Source organism: Streptomyces sp. NEAU-sy36 (genome assembly GCF_013423905.1).
Taxonomy (GTDB): Bacteria; Actinomycetota; Actinomycetes; order Streptomycetales; family Streptomycetaceae; genus Streptomyces; species Streptomyces misionensis.
On the sequence record NZ_CP058977.1, the window covers coordinates 6,651,955 to 6,666,813 of the forward strand.

Consider the following 14,859-nt stretch of genomic DNA (forward strand, 5'->3'; position numbering starts at 1 on the left):
TGCTGGAGTCCGCCCTGGACCGCAGCAGCCCAATCGTTCGCTGATTCGATGCCTTTGGGCTATGCGCACGCCGATGCGCTTCCCGCGTAGCCATTTGCGCAGGTCAGTTCGGTCGTAGGCTTTGTCCGCGTGGAGGCGCTGGGGCTATGACGGACGTCAGGGCGGCGCACGCACGGGCCCGCAGCTGCGGTCCCACGGGAGACGAAGACTCTTTCACGACGATCCTGGTGCCTACGTGCTGCCCACGCCTCCACCGGACGACACTCCGGACCACCACCCGTCGGCGCCCGCCTATATCGCTACTTGGCGGGCCGCCAAGGCCGCCGTCCTGTTGCGACCGTGGCGACGCTCGTCATACCTCAGATGACCCGCCCTAACCTGGCGGTCTTGGCGATGTGCCGTCTGCGGCTGGAGACGGGCGAGCCGCGGGCAGGGTCGGCTGGGTTGGCGTCGGCTCGCCCCTCACCCTCGGCTCCCCGGAAGCGGTCCTGTAGGTGTCCAGCGCGGTCTGTCCCGGGTGGAATCCGGTGCGGACGAGGTCGCTGGCCAGGTGCCACATGGCACGCTCCTCCTCGACTCTGTCGGGGACCGTGAGGCCGAGCGCAGCGGCCAGAGGGTGTCGCCCGAGGTTGACCATGGCCCGCACCGCGCCGGCCCATTCGTCGGTGGCCACGACCGCCAGGCGATACCAAAGCAGCGTGAGCGGCAGCAGAACCGCAATGGTCGCGGCGACCAGCCAGGGGCGTACAGCGTTCCCGATGGCGAGGTCGGCGATGGCGGCCGCAACTACCAGTAGGTGCCCATAGAGCAGGCTGACGAAGAAGTCGACGCTCATCCGGGCGTCATCGGTCTGCTGGCGCGCCATGTCCGGTACCGCGGCGTTGAGTTCGTGCCACAGCACCTGCGAGTCGAGCCGGTAGCGGTCATAGCCGTACTCCTCGAAGCGACGGATCGCGTTGCCGAGCCGAGTCGGGGTGACTTGTCGATCGTCCAGGGGGTAGCGGTGAAGCTGCTCGTGGAGGAGCGCGAACCAGGCATCACCCTTGCGGATGTCCGCAGTCAGGTAGCGGCTGATGATCGGGTGCGCGCGAAAGGCTGCAAGCACAGACTCGTCGGCAACGGCCAAGTGGCCTGCTCTTTCCTGCTCAACCAGGGCCAGGGCGTCCACGCGATTATGCAGCAGGTGCTTGCGGGCCAGATGATGCTGGCGACGCGCGTGGGCTAGCCACCGGGGCCAACCGCGGTATCCCTCAAGAATGCGGTAGAGCGGCGTCTGCAGAGCGGCAAGGACCAAGCCGAGAACCGCCGTGGTAACCAGGCCGAAGATCGCAGCCTGGCCCTTCTCGGTCCCCAGTTCTGCGAAACTGCTCAGTCTCGGCACCACCACGAAACCGCAGATGAGCACGTTGATCAAGCTGGGCAGGAGCCAGCCGACCAGCAAGGCACGCCCGCCACCGAGGGCACTCTGAACCAGCCCGGTCACCGTGGACTACCGTCGCCCCGGTTCCGGCGCAGCAGACGGCGATACCAAGGCTCACGCAGATCGCTGTAGGGGCCGGCGACCTCGGAAACGGAGCCGTCATGCACCGAGTTCAGTCCCGATGGCGTTGTGGCGTTGCGCTGCTCCCCGGCGCCGGCCTCGGCACGACGCGGCACACTTTGATCACCTTGATAGAACCCTGGACCGGGCGGACGCCCGCCAATTTTCTCACCCGAAGGGTTGTCGAGGTCGTCAATGGCAAAGCCGAGGTGCGGCCTGGCCAACTCCAGCAACTCGGCCTTCTGCACAATGTTGCGCTCGGGGGAGCGCATTCTGAGAATCGCGTTGAGAGCGAACGTTGCGTCCGGGTCCGGATAGGGATGGTCCTTGGAGACCAATTCGGCACACCCGGCCATTACACTGGCCACACTGGCGTCGAACTCGTCCGGAATATCCTTTAACACGGCGCGTGCGGGAGCTGCATCAGTTCTCCAAGCGTCCCGCCAGGAAGAGCCAATCTCGCTTTCCAGCCGATCGCCGGCGCGGGTGGCCGCCTTGTGCACCGTTCGAAGTACTCGCTCAGCCTCTTCTGCCTCCATGCGCCATGACCGTACTTGACTCGTGCCGAATTGGTTCGCCGATTGGCACACTCCGGTTGCGAAGCAATGAGCAGCGTGGACCTCGTCACTACCTTGCTGCGTACCGCGTGGTCGCCGAGGCGGCGGAGCGTCACACGGAATGGCTCGCGCCGGGCGTGCACGACTGCGTTGATGGCGAGTTCGGAGGCCACCAGCTCGGCCCTGTCGGCGACGGCTTCCATCTGCCACTTCGCCACAGCTTCCGTCACCAGATGGCGTGCCTCGGCAACGGACTCCGGAACCCGGTCGAAAACACTCCGTCGCCATGCGTCTACCGGCTTACGGCGCTCGCCATGGGGCGGAAGAGTAGCCCGTGTTCCCGTGGTGTTCCCGTGGATTTGTTGATCAAGGCCGAGTTCGGGCCATTTCAGCAGCTCAGACGCCTGGAGATGGAAACGGCCGCAGCCCCCGCACAGTGGGCTGCGGCCGTTCCGTTCCGACCTGTCCGTGGCAGGCCGGACCCCAGGGGATCGGGCCGAACGCCTAGCGGCTCCGCCGGGCAGGTCCGTCCCGGTGGGTCAGAGCGCGAGGCCGGTGAGGACCAGGACGCGCTCGTAGGTGTAGTCCTCCATCGCGGAGCGGACGCCCTCGCGGCCGACGCCGGACTGCTTGGCGCCGCCGTACGGCATCTGGTCGGCGCGGTAGGAGGGGACGTCGCCGATGACCACGCCGCCGACCTCCAGGGCGCGGTGGGCGCGGAAGGCGGCCTGGAGGTCGTGGGTGAACACGCCCGCCTGGAGGCCGTACTTGGAGTCGTTGACCGCGGCGAACGCCTCGGTCTCGCCGTCCACCTTCTGCACGGACAGGACCGGCCCGAAGACCTCCTCGTGGGCGAGGGTGACGTCCGCCGGGAGGTCGGTGAGCACGGTCGGCGCGTACGAGGCGCCGTCGCGGACCCCACCGGTGAGCAGCGTGGCGCCGGCCTCGACGGCCTCCGTCACCCAGGACTCCACACGCTTGGCGGCGTCCTCGCTGACCAGCGGGCCGACGTCGGTCTTGTCGTCGTTCGGGTCACCGGTGACCTGGGCCTCGACGGCGGCCACGACGCGCGGCAGCAGCCGGTCGTACACAGCGGCGTCGGCGATCACGCGCTGCACGGAGATGCAGGACTGGCCGCCCTGGTAGTTGGAGAAGGTCGCGATGCGGTTCGCGGCCCAGTCCAGGTCGGCGTCGGACGCGTAGTCGCCGAGGACCACGGCCGCGCCGTTGCCGCCGAGCTCCAGCGTGCAGTGCTTGCGCGGCACCGAGTCCATGATCGCGTAGCCGACCTTCTCGGAACCGGTGAAGGAGATGACCGGCAGGCGCTCGTCCTGGACGAGGGCGGGCATCTTGTCGTTCGGGACCGGGAGGATCGACCAGGAACCGGCCGGCAGGTCGGTCTCGGCCAGCAGCTCGCCGATGACCAGGCCGGACAGCGGGGTGGCCGGGGCCGGCTTGAGGATGATCGGCGCGCCGGCCGCGATCGCCGGGGCGACCTTGTGGGCGCACAGGTTCAGCGGGAAGTTGAACGGCGCGATGCCGAGCACGACGCCCCGGGGGAAGCGCCGGGTGAGGGCGAGGCGGCCCTGGCCGCCGGCGTCGGTGTCGAGCCGCTGGGCGTCACCGCCGTTGAACCGGCGGGCCTCCTCGGCGGCGAAGCGGAACACGGACGCGGCGCGGCCGACCTCGCCGCGGGCCCACTTGATGGGCTTGCCGTTCTCGGCGGAGATCAGCCGGCCGATCTCCTCGGTGCGCTCGACCAGGCGCTTGGCCACGTGGTCGAGGGCGGCGGCGCGCACGTGGGCCGGGGTCGCGGCGAACTCGTCCCGGACGGCGTACGCGGCGGCCACGGCCTCCTCGACCTGGGCGTCGGTCGGCACGCTGACGGTGCCGACGAGCCGGCCGTCCCACGACGAGGTGACGTCGAAGGTGTCGTCGCCGGTGACCTGGCGGCCGGCGAGCCAGAAGGCGTGGGTGGAAGTCATGTGCGATTCCCGGCCTTTCCGCGTTTGGGGGCGTCCTTGGCTTTCGTGCTCCACGGTAGGGCGGCGGGGACCGGGGGTCGCTTGTCCGTGCCGTAGCAGTAGACGGCCCCGGTACTACTGAATGGACTACTGCTCGCCGCCCGGCGGACCACTACTCCGCGGAAGTGGCCTTCAGGGCGAGCCACAGCTCCATGCGGACGTCGGGGTCGTCCAGCGAACGTCCCAGGATCTCCTCGACCCGGCGCATCCGGTAGCGCAGCGTGTGCCGGTGCACGCCCAGGTCGGCGGCGGCGGCGTCCCACTGCCCGTGCCGGGACAGCCACGCCCGCAGCGAGGCGACCAGGTCCCCGCGGCCGGTCGCGTCGTGCTCGTGCAGCGCGCGCAGCAGTCCGTCGGCGAACGCCTTCACCGCGTCGTCCGCGAGCAGCGGCAGCACCGAGCCGGCGGCCAGCTGTTCGTGCTCCACCAGCACCCGGCCCCGGCGCCGGGCGACCGACAGCGACTGCTCGGCCTGCTTGTAGGCGGCCGCGGCGGCGATCGGACCGGCCGGCGCGGACAGTCCGACGACGATGTCGTCCTCGTCGGCGGCGGCGTGCTCGGGCAGCGCGCGGGCCGCCTCCAGTTCCGCCGCCCAGCCGGTGCAGGCGGCCACCGCGGCGCCGCCGTCCGCGGCCAGCGCCACCAGCCGCTCCCCCTCGGGCACGACCAGGACCGCCTCGCCGGAACGCGCGGCGGCCGCCTCCACGGTCTCCGCGAGGACGCCGAGCCGGTCACCGCCTCCCGCCGTGCCGCGCGGCCCGGGCACCGACTCCGCGACGATCATCCGGAACGGCGCGTCCAGCAGCCCGCCGTACAGGTCCCCGGCGACGGCGCGGGCGTGGTCGGGCTCCCCGGCGAGCAGCATGCGCAGTACGGCGGTGCCGATGCGCTGTTCGGCGGCGTGCAGGGAGCGGGAGCGCTCGGTGGTGAGGGTGAGCAGGGCGATGGCGGAGTGCACGGCGTACCGCTCGGCGGTGCCGAGGGCGGCGGCGGTGCCCACGGCGAGCGCGGCGCGCGGGCGGCGGCCGGTGCCCAGGGAGTGGAGTTCGACCCGGTCCTCGTGTTCGGGGCCGCCGACCACGGAGGAGGCGGGGGCGGGCCGCTCGCGGAGCCGCTCCACCTCCCCGGTGAGCCGGGCGGCGCGCCGGCCTGCCCACTCGGGGGCCGCGGCGACGACGGTGCCCGAGGCGTCGTACAGCGCCGCCCACCCGTCGACCTGCGCGGCGAGCGCGGCGAGCAGGCCCTCGGGGCCGGCGTTCAGGGCCTGCTTGGTCAGCTCGCGCTGGGCGGCGAAGCCCGCGGTGACCGCGCGGTACTGGTCGGCGGCGATGGCGGCGGAGACGGCCTTGCTGATGGCGAGGAAGGGGGTGCGGCGGGGCACCTCCAGGAGCGGCAGCGGCTCCTGCGCGCAGGCGGTGACGAGTGCCTCGGGGATCTCCTCGTAGTTGACCCCGACGGCGAACCCCAGCCCGACCACGCCTGCTTCGGCCAGCCGCCGCACGTACCGGCGCATGGCCTCGGGGTCCTCCGCATCCAGCTTGAGCGCGGTGATCAGCAGCAGCTCGCCGCCCTCCATGTACGGCACGGGGTCGGCCAGCTCGCTGACGTGTGCCCAGCGCACGGGCACGTCGAGGCGGTCCTCGCCGGCGCGCACGGTCAGCTTCAGCGCCGAGTGGTGGACGAGCGAGGCGAGGGTCGGGGGCATCGGGCCTTCACGGTGGGTGGCGGGAGTGCTGGATCTTGGTGGCGGAGTGCCGAGTCTTGGCCGCCGCGTATGAACGGCCTACGCCGATTCTGCCTCACCGTACGATCGCCCGCTGGCCCTCAGCCCCGCAGATCCACCAGCAACGGCGGCGCGTGCTCCCCCCGCACACTGCTCAACGACAACACCGCGTGCCCGGCCGGCACCCCGTGCGCCAACTCGGACGCGGACCAGCGCTCGCGTTCGACTTGGCGGACGGTGACGGCGTCCGTGGTGACCGGTTTGCCGGTGCCCAGTTTCCGGACTGCGTGGATCAGCCGGGTCAACGGCTGGTTCGCGAACACGGTGTGCTTGGCGACCTCCGTCGTCTCCACCCACTCCGTGCCCCACGCCTGGGCGAACAGCGCACCCTCCCAGGTGGTGATGCCCGAGAAGGCGGCGTGGCAGCCGACGGCCGCGATCAGCGGCTGCCGCAGGTGTTCCGGCACATCGGCCAGGGACCGCAGGCTCAGCACCACTCCGGCACGGCTGTCCCGGAGCCTGCGCAGGGCACGTACGGATCCGGAGGTGATCGCGTGTGTCGCGTCGTCCAGGACCAGGCAGGCGAAGAGCGAGCGGTCCGCCCGAGCGGCCATGCCGGCCATGAACTGGGCGAGCACCAGCCGGCCCAGCAACTGGGCAGCGTCGGGATGGGCCCGCTCCGGCAGGTCGATCCGCACCCTCAGGGGGTGGTCGAGCGACCGCAGCGTGAAGGGCCGCGCCTCGGCGGAGGTGTCGAAGAAACCCGCGAACGCGGGGCGGTCCAGGCAGCCCAGCCGGTCGGCAAGCACTATGCCGACATCCCCCGGCATGCCCGCCTGGCGTGCACGTGCGTCGAGTTCCCGGCGCAGTGCGGGGTGCTTGTGCGGGTCGAGCATCGCCTTGAGCCCGTCGAGTGCCGACGGCTCTCCGTCCAGCAGCCCCCGAAGCTCGGAGACGGACGGGTACCGGCCGTGGACGGCGCGGAACGGTCCCAGAAGCTGCGTCAGCACGGTCACCGCGCGCCGTAGCTCGACGTCTGACCAGTCTCCGGCCAGAGCGTCGGCGAGAAGCGCGGCCGCCTCGTCCGGGTCGTCCGTCCCGCCGTAGAGATCGAGGTCGTACGCGGACGTCCGGTCCCCCGGCTTGATCACGATGTCGTAGCCCTGCTCTGCTCCCACGGGCGTCCCGGCGACGCTCACCATGACGAGCGCCGCTTGCCCCGCGAGGGCCTGGAGCGCGAGGGACTCCGCGATGGGCCGCACCAGACGCGTGGTCTTGCCCGCGCCGGAGGGGCCGACCACCAACAGGGACGTGCCCAGTGTGCCGGGGTCCACGGCGGCGCCCGCGGCACGGTGGGCGGGAGGTGTGCGCTCCGTGTCCGCGTACCGGCCGATGCGCACCTGGGAGGTCAGCAGGTCGTGGGTGGTGGTGCGGCTGGGGAGGTCGCGCTGCCCGGAGGGATGCGGGCAGGCTCCGGCGCCGTCTCTGAACACGGCGGAAGCGAAGGCGTCCAGCCGCGCCGGATCGGCCACCACCGAGGCCCAGGCGCGACGGATCCTCGCGCAGTCCACGTCGTTCATCCGTCCGGTGCGTGCCTCCTCCGACAGCCGCTCGGCCACGGCGTGCTGGCCGTACGCCTGGAGCTCGGGCCAGTCCGTACCGGCCGCGGGCGGCGCGACCTCCGGTTCGGCGGTGGCCGACCGGCCGCGTCGCATGTCGCGGATCAGCCCCTTCCAGTCGCCCGCGAGGGCGAAGGGACACAAAACCAGCAGGGTGAGCACGGTCTTGAGGATCTTGAGCCGGTCCACCGTGCCGACCGGGTCACCCGGCAGGAACAGCCAGTCGGCCGGTGTCAGGCTCACGGCGAGCTTGTAGTAGGACAGCAGTCCGTGCCAGGCGACCAGCCAGGCGATGAGCACGCCGAGGATGGCCGCGCGCAGCGCGCGCGACGGCTGCGGACGGTCGATCACGTATCGGCGGAGCACCTCTTTCCAGTTGCCCACGCGCGCGAAGTAGTACAGCACGAGCGTGGCGAAGAGGCTGTCGTACACGGCGCTGGCGGTGATGGCGGCACGTGGTCGTTCGAGGCCCCACCAGTCGCGGGGCGTGACCAGCTCCAGCAGGATCCGCTTGTGCGGCACCAGGTTGTTGACCCAGAACGACCACACGAGCAGCGCCGCGAGCAGGGCGCCCACCGCCCCCGTCAGCAGCGCGCGGTCGGAGACCCGGCCCCCGGCCTCCTGGGGTCGGGGACGGTACCCGAAACGCCACAGACCGGGAGCGGCTTCCGGCCGTGGGGTGCGCAGCCACTGCAAAAACGCCGAGCCGGTCTGCGGCGGCACGCCGGGGGGCGCCGACGGCATGGGAGGCACCGCCGGGGCCTCCATGGGAGGCGATGGATGTGGCACCGGCCCGGTCCGGGTGCCGCGTGTGTTCCGCTTTCCCTCGTTCTGCATCCGCCCTGCCCCCTGACCAGCCGCTCCGTGCACCGTCAGCGAGCAATGTAGTGCCCCGGGAAGGGGAGTTCACCGCATACACGGCCGTCGGCGCGGACGGCCGGTCCCGTTGGGTCATACGCTCGCTATGTCCACCGCGGACAAGGGCGGGGCGGGACAACGCCCACATGGAGCATGCCCAGGGCCCCGTACCCGTCCTAGCCTGCGAAAAGAAGGCAAGCGTCCGTAATACCCCCAGGAGCCCCGCATGACCGCACTTCCGCAGGAGCGCCGCGTCGTCACCGCCATCCCCGGCCCGAAGTCGCAGGAGCTGCAGGCCCGCCGAACCGCCGTGGTCGCCCAGGGCGTGGGCTCCACGCTGCCGGTGTTCGTCACGCGCGCCGGCGGCGGTGTCATCGAGGACGTGGACGGCAACAGCCTGATCGACTTCGGCTCCGGTATCGCCGTGACCAGCGTCGGCGCCTCCGCCGAGGCCGTCGTGCGCCGTGCCTCCGCCCAGCTGGCGGACTTCACCCACACCTGTTTCATGGTCACCCCGTACGAGGGCTACGTCGCCGTCGCCGAGGCGCTGGCCGAGCTGACCCCGGGTGACCACGCCAAGAAGTCCGCGCTCTTCAACTCCGGCGCCGAGGCCGTCGAGAACGCCGTCAAGATCGCGCGTGCGTACACCAAGCGGCAGGCCGTCGTGGTGTTCGACCACGGGTACCACGGACGCACCAACCTGACCATGGCGCTGACGGCGAAGAACATGCCGTACAAGCACGGCTTCGGCCCGTTCGCGCCCGAGGTGTACCGCGTCCCGGTCGCCTACGGCTACCGCTGGCCGACCGGTGCGGAGAACGCCGGTCCGGAGGCCGCCAAGCAGGCCATCGACCAGATCACCAAGCAGGTCGGCCCGGACAACGTGGCCGCGATCATCATCGAGCCGGTGCTCGGCGAGGGCGGCTTCATCGAGCCGGCCAAGGGCTTCCTGCCCGCCATCCGCCAGTTCGCCGCCGACAACGGCATCGTGTTCGTCGCCGACGAGATCCAGTCCGGTTTCTGCCGGACCGGGCAGTGGTTCGCCTGTGAGGACGAGGGCATCGTCCCGGACCTGATCACCACCGCCAAGGGCATCGCCGGCGGTCTGCCGCTCGCCGCCGTGACCGGCCGCGCCGAGATCATGGACGCCGCGCACGCCGGCGGCCTCGGCGGCACGTACGGCGGCAACCCCGTCGCCTGCGCCGGTGCGCTCGGCGCCATCGAGACCATGAAGGAGCTCGACCTCAACGGCAAGGCCAAGCGCATCGAGGAGATCATGAAGGGTCGCCTCGCCGCCATGGCCGAGAAGTTCGACGTCATCGGCGACGTGCGCGGCCGCGGCGCGATGATCGCCATCGAGCTGGTCAAGGACCGCACCACCAAGGAGCCGAACCCGGAGGCCACCGCGGCGCTGGCCAAGGCCTGCCACGCGGAGGGCGTGCTGGTGCTCACCTGCGGCACCTACGGCAACGTGGTCCGCTTCCTGCCCCCGCTGGTCATCGGCGAGGACCTGCTCAACGAGGGCCTCGACGTCGTCGAGCAGGCCCTGGCCCGCATCTGAGGCTGCGAGTTCCGGCTGCGGCAGGCCGTGTGAAGAAGGTGTGCGAGGTGGATGACGGGACGGGAATCCGTCTGCCCAAGCGCCGCGGCCTGCCGTAGGTTCTACCCAGATGAGAGATGCACCCCGTCCACGGGGGACCGTGGACGACTTCAGGCCGGGGCCTCCCCAGCTTCGACCTGGTCGTGCCTTCGCGCACACAACCGGCGCCTGACGCCGGGATCTCCTCACCGATCGGACGGTCGCCGCCCCAAACCCCCCGGGGCGCGCGACGTTCCGGTCCGGACGGCCGCCCCGTGACCACCCCCCCTGTTCCGGGGCGGCCGGCCTCCTCCTCCCGGCCGGTCCCGCTCCCGCCGGTGCGCCCCCGCCCCCTTTCGCGCCGCGCCCGCCTGCCAAGCTGGGCCCCGTGTCGAACCCAGCCCGCCGCTTTCTGCTCCTCGGTGTTCCGGCCGTCCTCTTCGCCCTGATCTCCTGGCAGGTCGTCACGCACGGCCCGCTGCTGCGTGCGGACGCCCGGCTCAGCCGGGCCCTGGTCCATCCGGACGGGTTCTCCGCGTTCCTCTCCGACCTCGGCAACGTACAGGTCGCCGTGCCGGTCCTCGCCGTCGCCATCGCCCACGCCCTGTGGCGCGGCCGCGGCGCCGGGCATGCCCGCTGGTGGCTGCCGCCGGTCGCGGCCGCCGCCCTGATGGCGCTGCTGCCCGCGCTGGTGGTCCCGCTGAAGGACTGGGCCGCACGGCCGGGGACCCCCGTGGTGCCCCCGGCCGTCGGCTACTACCCCTCCGGGCACACGGCGACGGCGACCGTCGCCTACGGTTCGGCGACCCTCCTCCTGCTGTCCTGGCTCCGCTCCCGAGCCGCCCGCCGGACCGTGCTCGCGCTCTGCGCGGCCCTCGTCCTCGGCGTCGGCTACGGCCTCGTCCGCCACGGCTACCACTGGCCGCTGGACGTGCTGGGCAGCTGGTGCCTGAGCGCGGTGCTGCTGACCGCGCTCGCCGCGGTGCCCGGGGTCAGCCGAAATAGCCGTCGAACGTCTTCTGGAACTCCCAGTTCGAGTAGCGGTCCCAGTTGATCGACCAGGTCATCAGGCCGCGCAGGCCCGGCCAGGTGCCATGGGTGGTGTACGAGCCGCAGTTGGTCTTCCTGGTCAGGCAGTCCAGGGTCTTGGTGACCTCGGCGGGGGCCACGTAGCCGTTGCCCGCGTTGGTGGAGGCCGGCATGCCGATCGCCACCTGGTCGGGGCGCAGCGGCGGGAAGACGTTGTTCGGGTCGCCGGCCACCGGGAAGCCGGTGAGCAGCATGTCGGTCATGGCGATGTGGAAGTCGGCGCCGCCCATGGAGTGGTACTGGTTGTCCAGGCCCATGATCGGGCCGGAGTTGTAGTCCTGGACGTGCAGCAGGGTGAGGTCGTCGCGCAGGGCGTAGATCACCGGGAGGTAGGCGCCGCAGCGCGGGTCCTGGCCGCCCCACTTGCCGGTGCCGTAGTACTGGTAGCCGTTCTGCACGAAGAAGGTCTCCGGCGCCATGGTCAGCACGAACGAGGAGCCGTACCTGGCCTTCAGGGTCTTCAGCGCGGAGATGAGGTTGACGATCACGGGCGTGGTGGGGTTCTTGAAGTCCGTGTCGTTCGTGTCCAGGGACAGCGAGTGGCCCTCGAAGTCGATGTCGAGGCCGTCCAGGCCGTAGGTGTCGATGATCTTCGAGACGGAGGAGACGAAGGCGTCCCGGGCCGCCGTGGTGGTCAGCTGCACCTGGCCGTTCTGGCCGCCGATGGAGATCAGCACCTTCTTGCCGGCCGCCTGTTTGGCCTTGACGGCCGCCTTGAAGTCGGCGTCGCTCTCGGCGTTGGGGCAGTCGGTGACCGGGCAGCGCTTGAACTCGACGTCCCCGGAGGTCGCGGAGGTCGGTTCGGCGAAGGCCAGGTCGATGACGTCCCAGCTGTCGGGGACGTCCGCGAGCCGGGTGTAGCCGGAACCGTTGGCGAAGCTGGCGTGGAGGTAGCCGACCAGGGCGTGCGCCGGGAGGCCGGCCGAACCGCCGCCCGGCCCGCCGCCCGAGCCGCCCGCGGCCGTCGTCACCGTCACCGCGGCCGACTTCGCGGACTCCCCCGCGGCGTTGACGGCCGTGATCTGGAAGCTGTAGGCGGTCGAGGCGGTGAGGCCGGTGACGGTCGCCGAAGTCCCGTCCGCCGTCTGGATCTTGACTCCGTCGCGGTAGACGGCGTATCCGGTGGCGCCGGGCACCGCCGACCAGGACAGGGCGACGGAGGAGGCGGTGACGGAGGAGGCGGTCAGCCCGCCGGGCACGGCGGGGGGCTGTGTGGTGCCGCTGCCGCCGGGGCCGACGAGCGAGATGTCGTCGGCGTTGTAGGCGCCGGCGCCGTACCAGCCGTGGGTGTAGAGCGTCACCTTGGTGGTGGAGGGGCCGGTGGTGAAGGTGGTGGCCAGCTTCTGCCAGTCCGGTGCCGACTGCGTCCAGGCGGAGACGTCGGTGGTGCCGGTGCCGCTAGCGCCGAGGTAGACGTAGGAGCCGCGGACGTAACCGGACAGCGTGTACTGCGCGTTCGGCTGGACGGTCACCGTCTGGGAGCACTGGGCGTCGTCGCTGCCCGCCGGTGTGGCCTGGAGCGCCGAAGTTCCGCTGTGCACAGGCGAGTTGACGGTCGTACCGGCCGAGCAGGTCCAGCCGGTCAGGCCGGCCTCGAAGCCGCCGTTTCGGACCACGTCCGCGTCGGCGGCGTGGGCGGCCGACGAGAGCGCGGTGAGGCCGGGCACGGCCAGCGCCGTCGCGGCGAGGAGGGCGAGCAGGGGTCTGGTGCGGTCCACGAATGCCTCCGGGCAGGGGGGAGTTGGAGGGTGGAGCGGCACTCAATTTGGTCCAGACCAATCCCGGTGTCAAGACATCCGGGCGTCACCCGTCCTCACCGGTGCCCGTGAACAGCCCGGCCGCCGCCTCGTGCATCGCCAGTTCCAGCAGCGCCGGGTCGGTCAGGGTGCCCGAGCCGTCCGGCGGCACCAGCCAGCGCACGCCCCGGGCGGTGCGGCCCGGGTGCGGTACGACGATCCAGGTGCCGGCCCCCGCGGTGCGGACCCCGGTACCGAGCCAGCGGCCCGCGGTGCCCGGCGGCACGAAGAACCCGACCCGGTTGTCGCCGAAGTCGGCGAGCACCGGGCCCGTCCGGTCCAGCAGCCGGGTCAGCACGTCCAGGGTCGGATAGCCCAGGTGGGCCGGCAGGATCAGCACGTCCCAGGCGTGACCGGCGGGCAGCAGCGCGATCCCGTGCGGGCTGCGCTCCCATTCCCAGCGGCAGGACTCGGGGTCCGGCGCCACGGCCGCCAGCCACTCCACCGCCGTCTTCGTCCCCGTCATCAGCGGGCCTCCCTCTCTCCGGATGGGCGACGCGGTCGCGTCGGGAGGAGAGAGGGAGGCCGCCCGGGAGCATTACGCGGGTTCCGATCCCCGGGTAAGTGGCTTGGGTCACATCGCCTGGGGTGCGACAACCGGCGGCGTACGCGACCGGTCAGCTGTCGAAGCCCAGCCCAAGCCGGTCCATCGTGCGCAGCCACAGGTTCCGCCGGCCGCCATGGGCGTCCGCGCGGGCCAGGGACCACTTGGTGAGGGCGATGCCGGTCCAGGCGAACGGCTCCGGCGGGAACGGCAGCGGCCGCTTGCGCACCATCTCCAGTTCGGTGCGCTCGGTGCGCTCCCCGTCCAGCAGGTCCAGCATCACGTTGGCGCCGAAGCGGGTCGCGCCGACGCCGAGGCCGGTGTAGCCCGCGGCGTACGCCACCTTGTCCTGGTGGGCGGTGCCGAAGAACGCCGAGAAGCGGGAGCAGGTGTCGATCGCGCCGCCCCAGGCGTGGGTGAAGCGCAGGCCCTCCAGCTGCGGGAAGCAGGTGAAGAAGTGCCCCGCGAGCTTGGCGTACGTCTCCGGGCGGTCGTCGTACTCCGCCCGCACCCGGCCGCCGTAGTGGTGGACGGCGTCGTAACCGCCCCACAGGATGCGGTTGTCCGCGGACAGCCGGAAGTAGTGGAACTGGTTGGCGCTGTCCCCCAGCCCCTGCCTGCCCCGCCAGCCGACGGCCGACAGCTGCTCGGGGCTCAGCGGCTCGGTCATCAGCGCGTAGTCGTAGACCGGAACGGTGTACGAGCGCACACGCCGCAGCAGACTGGGGAAGATGTTGGTGCCGAGCGCCACCTTGCGGGCCCGTACGGCGCCGTAGGGGGTGCGCACCGCCATCCCGGCGCCGTACTGCTTCAGGGTGAGCGCGGGCGTGTGCTCGTACACCCGCACCCCGAGCCGGAGGCACGCGCGCTTCAGACCCCAGGCGAGCTTCGCCGGGTGCAGCATGGCGACGCCCCGGCGGTCCCACAGACCGGCCTGGAAGGTCGGCGAGTTCACCTCGGCGCGCACGGCGTCGGCGTCCAGGAAGTCGATCCCGTCCGCGAGGCCCCGCTCCTCCAGTTCCCGGTGCCAGTCGCGCAGCTCCCAGGCCTGGTAGGTCTCGGTGGCCACGTCGATCTCGCCGGTGCGCTCGAACTCGCAGTCGATGCCGTACCGGGCCACGGCCGCCTCGATCTCGTCGAGGTTGCGCCGGCCCAGCTCCTCCAGTCTGTGGATCTCGTCGGGCCAGCGGGTCAGGCCGTTGGGCAGGCCGTGGGTGAGGGAGGCGGCGCAGAAGCCGCCGTTGCGGCCGGAGGCGGCCCAGCCCACCTCGCGGCCTTCCAGCAGGACGACGTCCCGCCGCGGGTCGCGCTCCTTGGCGCACAGCGCGGTCCACAGTCCGCTGTACCCGCCGCCGACGACCAGCAGGTCGCAGGTCTCGGGGCCGGTCAGGGCGGGCTCGGGCTGCGGCTTTCCAGGGTCTTCCAGCCAGTACGGGACCGGCTGGGCTTCCGAGAGAGAGGCGATCCAGTTGTCTTTGCCACGACTCATGGCGCTCGGGGCCATGATTTCAACTCCCTACAGGGCTGTGC

Annotated in this window: 10 protein-coding genes and 1 pseudogene; 2 read left to right on the top strand and 9 right to left on the bottom strand. The window is 71.6% G+C overall.

The genetic code is table 11. From position 1 onward, the window contains the following. Nucleotides 1–27: 27 nt before the first annotated feature. The 6 genes and pseudogenes from HZZ00_RS28865 to HZZ00_RS28890 all read right to left on the bottom strand — a co-directional run. Nucleotides 28–144, bottom strand: a pseudogene (locus HZZ00_RS28865) (IS5/IS1182 family transposase); the annotation flags it as partial. Between the two features lie 229 nt (nucleotides 145–373). Then, nucleotides 374–1,483, bottom strand: a complete 1,110-nt coding sequence (locus tag HZZ00_RS28870; protein ID WP_180329175.1) for a hypothetical protein — start codon at nucleotides 1,481–1,483, stop codon at nucleotides 374–376. After that, entirely contained in the window at nucleotides 1,480–2,079 is a 600-nt protein-coding gene (locus tag HZZ00_RS28875; protein ID WP_180329176.1) for a hypothetical protein, read from the bottom strand. Before HZZ00_RS28875 ends, HZZ00_RS28870 begins: the two co-directional genes overlap by 4 nt. Nucleotides 2,080–2,636: 557 nt before the next feature. Beyond that, entirely contained in the window at nucleotides 2,637–4,082 is a 1,446-nt protein-coding gene (locus HZZ00_RS28880; protein ID WP_180329177.1) for an aldehyde dehydrogenase family protein, read from the bottom strand. A 151-nt stretch (nucleotides 4,083–4,233) separates the two neighbouring features. Beyond that, nucleotides 4,234–5,826, bottom strand: coding sequence for a PucR family transcriptional regulator (locus HZZ00_RS28885; RefSeq protein ID WP_180329178.1), 1,593 nt, complete (start codon nucleotides 5,824–5,826; stop codon nucleotides 4,234–4,236). Nucleotides 5,827–5,945: 119 nt separating this feature from the next. Beyond that, nucleotides 5,946–8,207 carry an ATP/GTP-binding protein gene (locus HZZ00_RS28890; protein ID WP_257585441.1) on the bottom strand — a complete coding sequence of 754 codons (2,262 nt, stop codon included), beginning with the start codon at nucleotides 8,205–8,207 and terminating at the stop codon, nucleotides 5,946–5,948. A gap of 340 nt (nucleotides 8,208–8,547) precedes the next feature. Here HZZ00_RS28890 and gabT point away from each other — a divergent pair, with 340 nt between their 5' ends. Both gabT and HZZ00_RS28900 read left to right on the top strand, forming a co-directional pair. Further along, nucleotides 8,548–9,882 (top strand): 4-aminobutyrate--2-oxoglutarate transaminase, encoded by a 1,335-nt coding sequence (gene gabT / locus HZZ00_RS28895; protein WP_070022224.1) that lies wholly within the window; start codon nucleotides 8,548–8,550, stop codon nucleotides 9,880–9,882. Nucleotides 9,883–10,288: 406 nt separating this feature from the next. Beyond that, the gene (locus HZZ00_RS28900) at nucleotides 10,289–10,954 is read left to right on the top strand and encodes a phosphatase PAP2 family protein (RefSeq protein ID WP_180329180.1); all 666 of its coding nucleotides are present in this window, start codon (nucleotides 10,289–10,291) and stop codon (nucleotides 10,952–10,954) included. On the opposite strand, the gene HZZ00_RS28905 is transcribed toward HZZ00_RS28900, so the two are convergent. The 3 genes from HZZ00_RS28905 to HZZ00_RS28915 all read right to left on the bottom strand — a co-directional run bounded on the left by HZZ00_RS28905 (nucleotide 10,893) and on the right by HZZ00_RS28915 (nucleotide 14,833). Continuing rightward, nucleotides 10,893–12,707: a chitinase gene (locus tag HZZ00_RS28905; RefSeq protein ID WP_180329181.1), complete on the bottom strand. Its 1,815-nt coding sequence runs from the start codon at nucleotides 12,705–12,707 to the stop codon at nucleotides 10,893–10,895. The two genes, HZZ00_RS28900 and HZZ00_RS28905, sit on opposite strands and share 62 nt — an antisense overlap. 85 nt (nucleotides 12,708–12,792) lie before the next feature. After that, entirely contained in the window at nucleotides 12,793–13,251 is a 459-nt protein-coding gene (locus HZZ00_RS28910) for a hypothetical protein (protein WP_180329182.1), read from the bottom strand. Nucleotides 13,252–13,402: 151 nt separating this feature from the next. Beyond that, nucleotides 13,403–14,833, bottom strand: coding sequence for an FAD-binding oxidoreductase (locus HZZ00_RS28915; protein ID WP_180329183.1), 1,431 nt, complete (start codon nucleotides 14,831–14,833; stop codon nucleotides 13,403–13,405). Nucleotides 14,834–14,859: the final 26 nt, after the last annotated feature.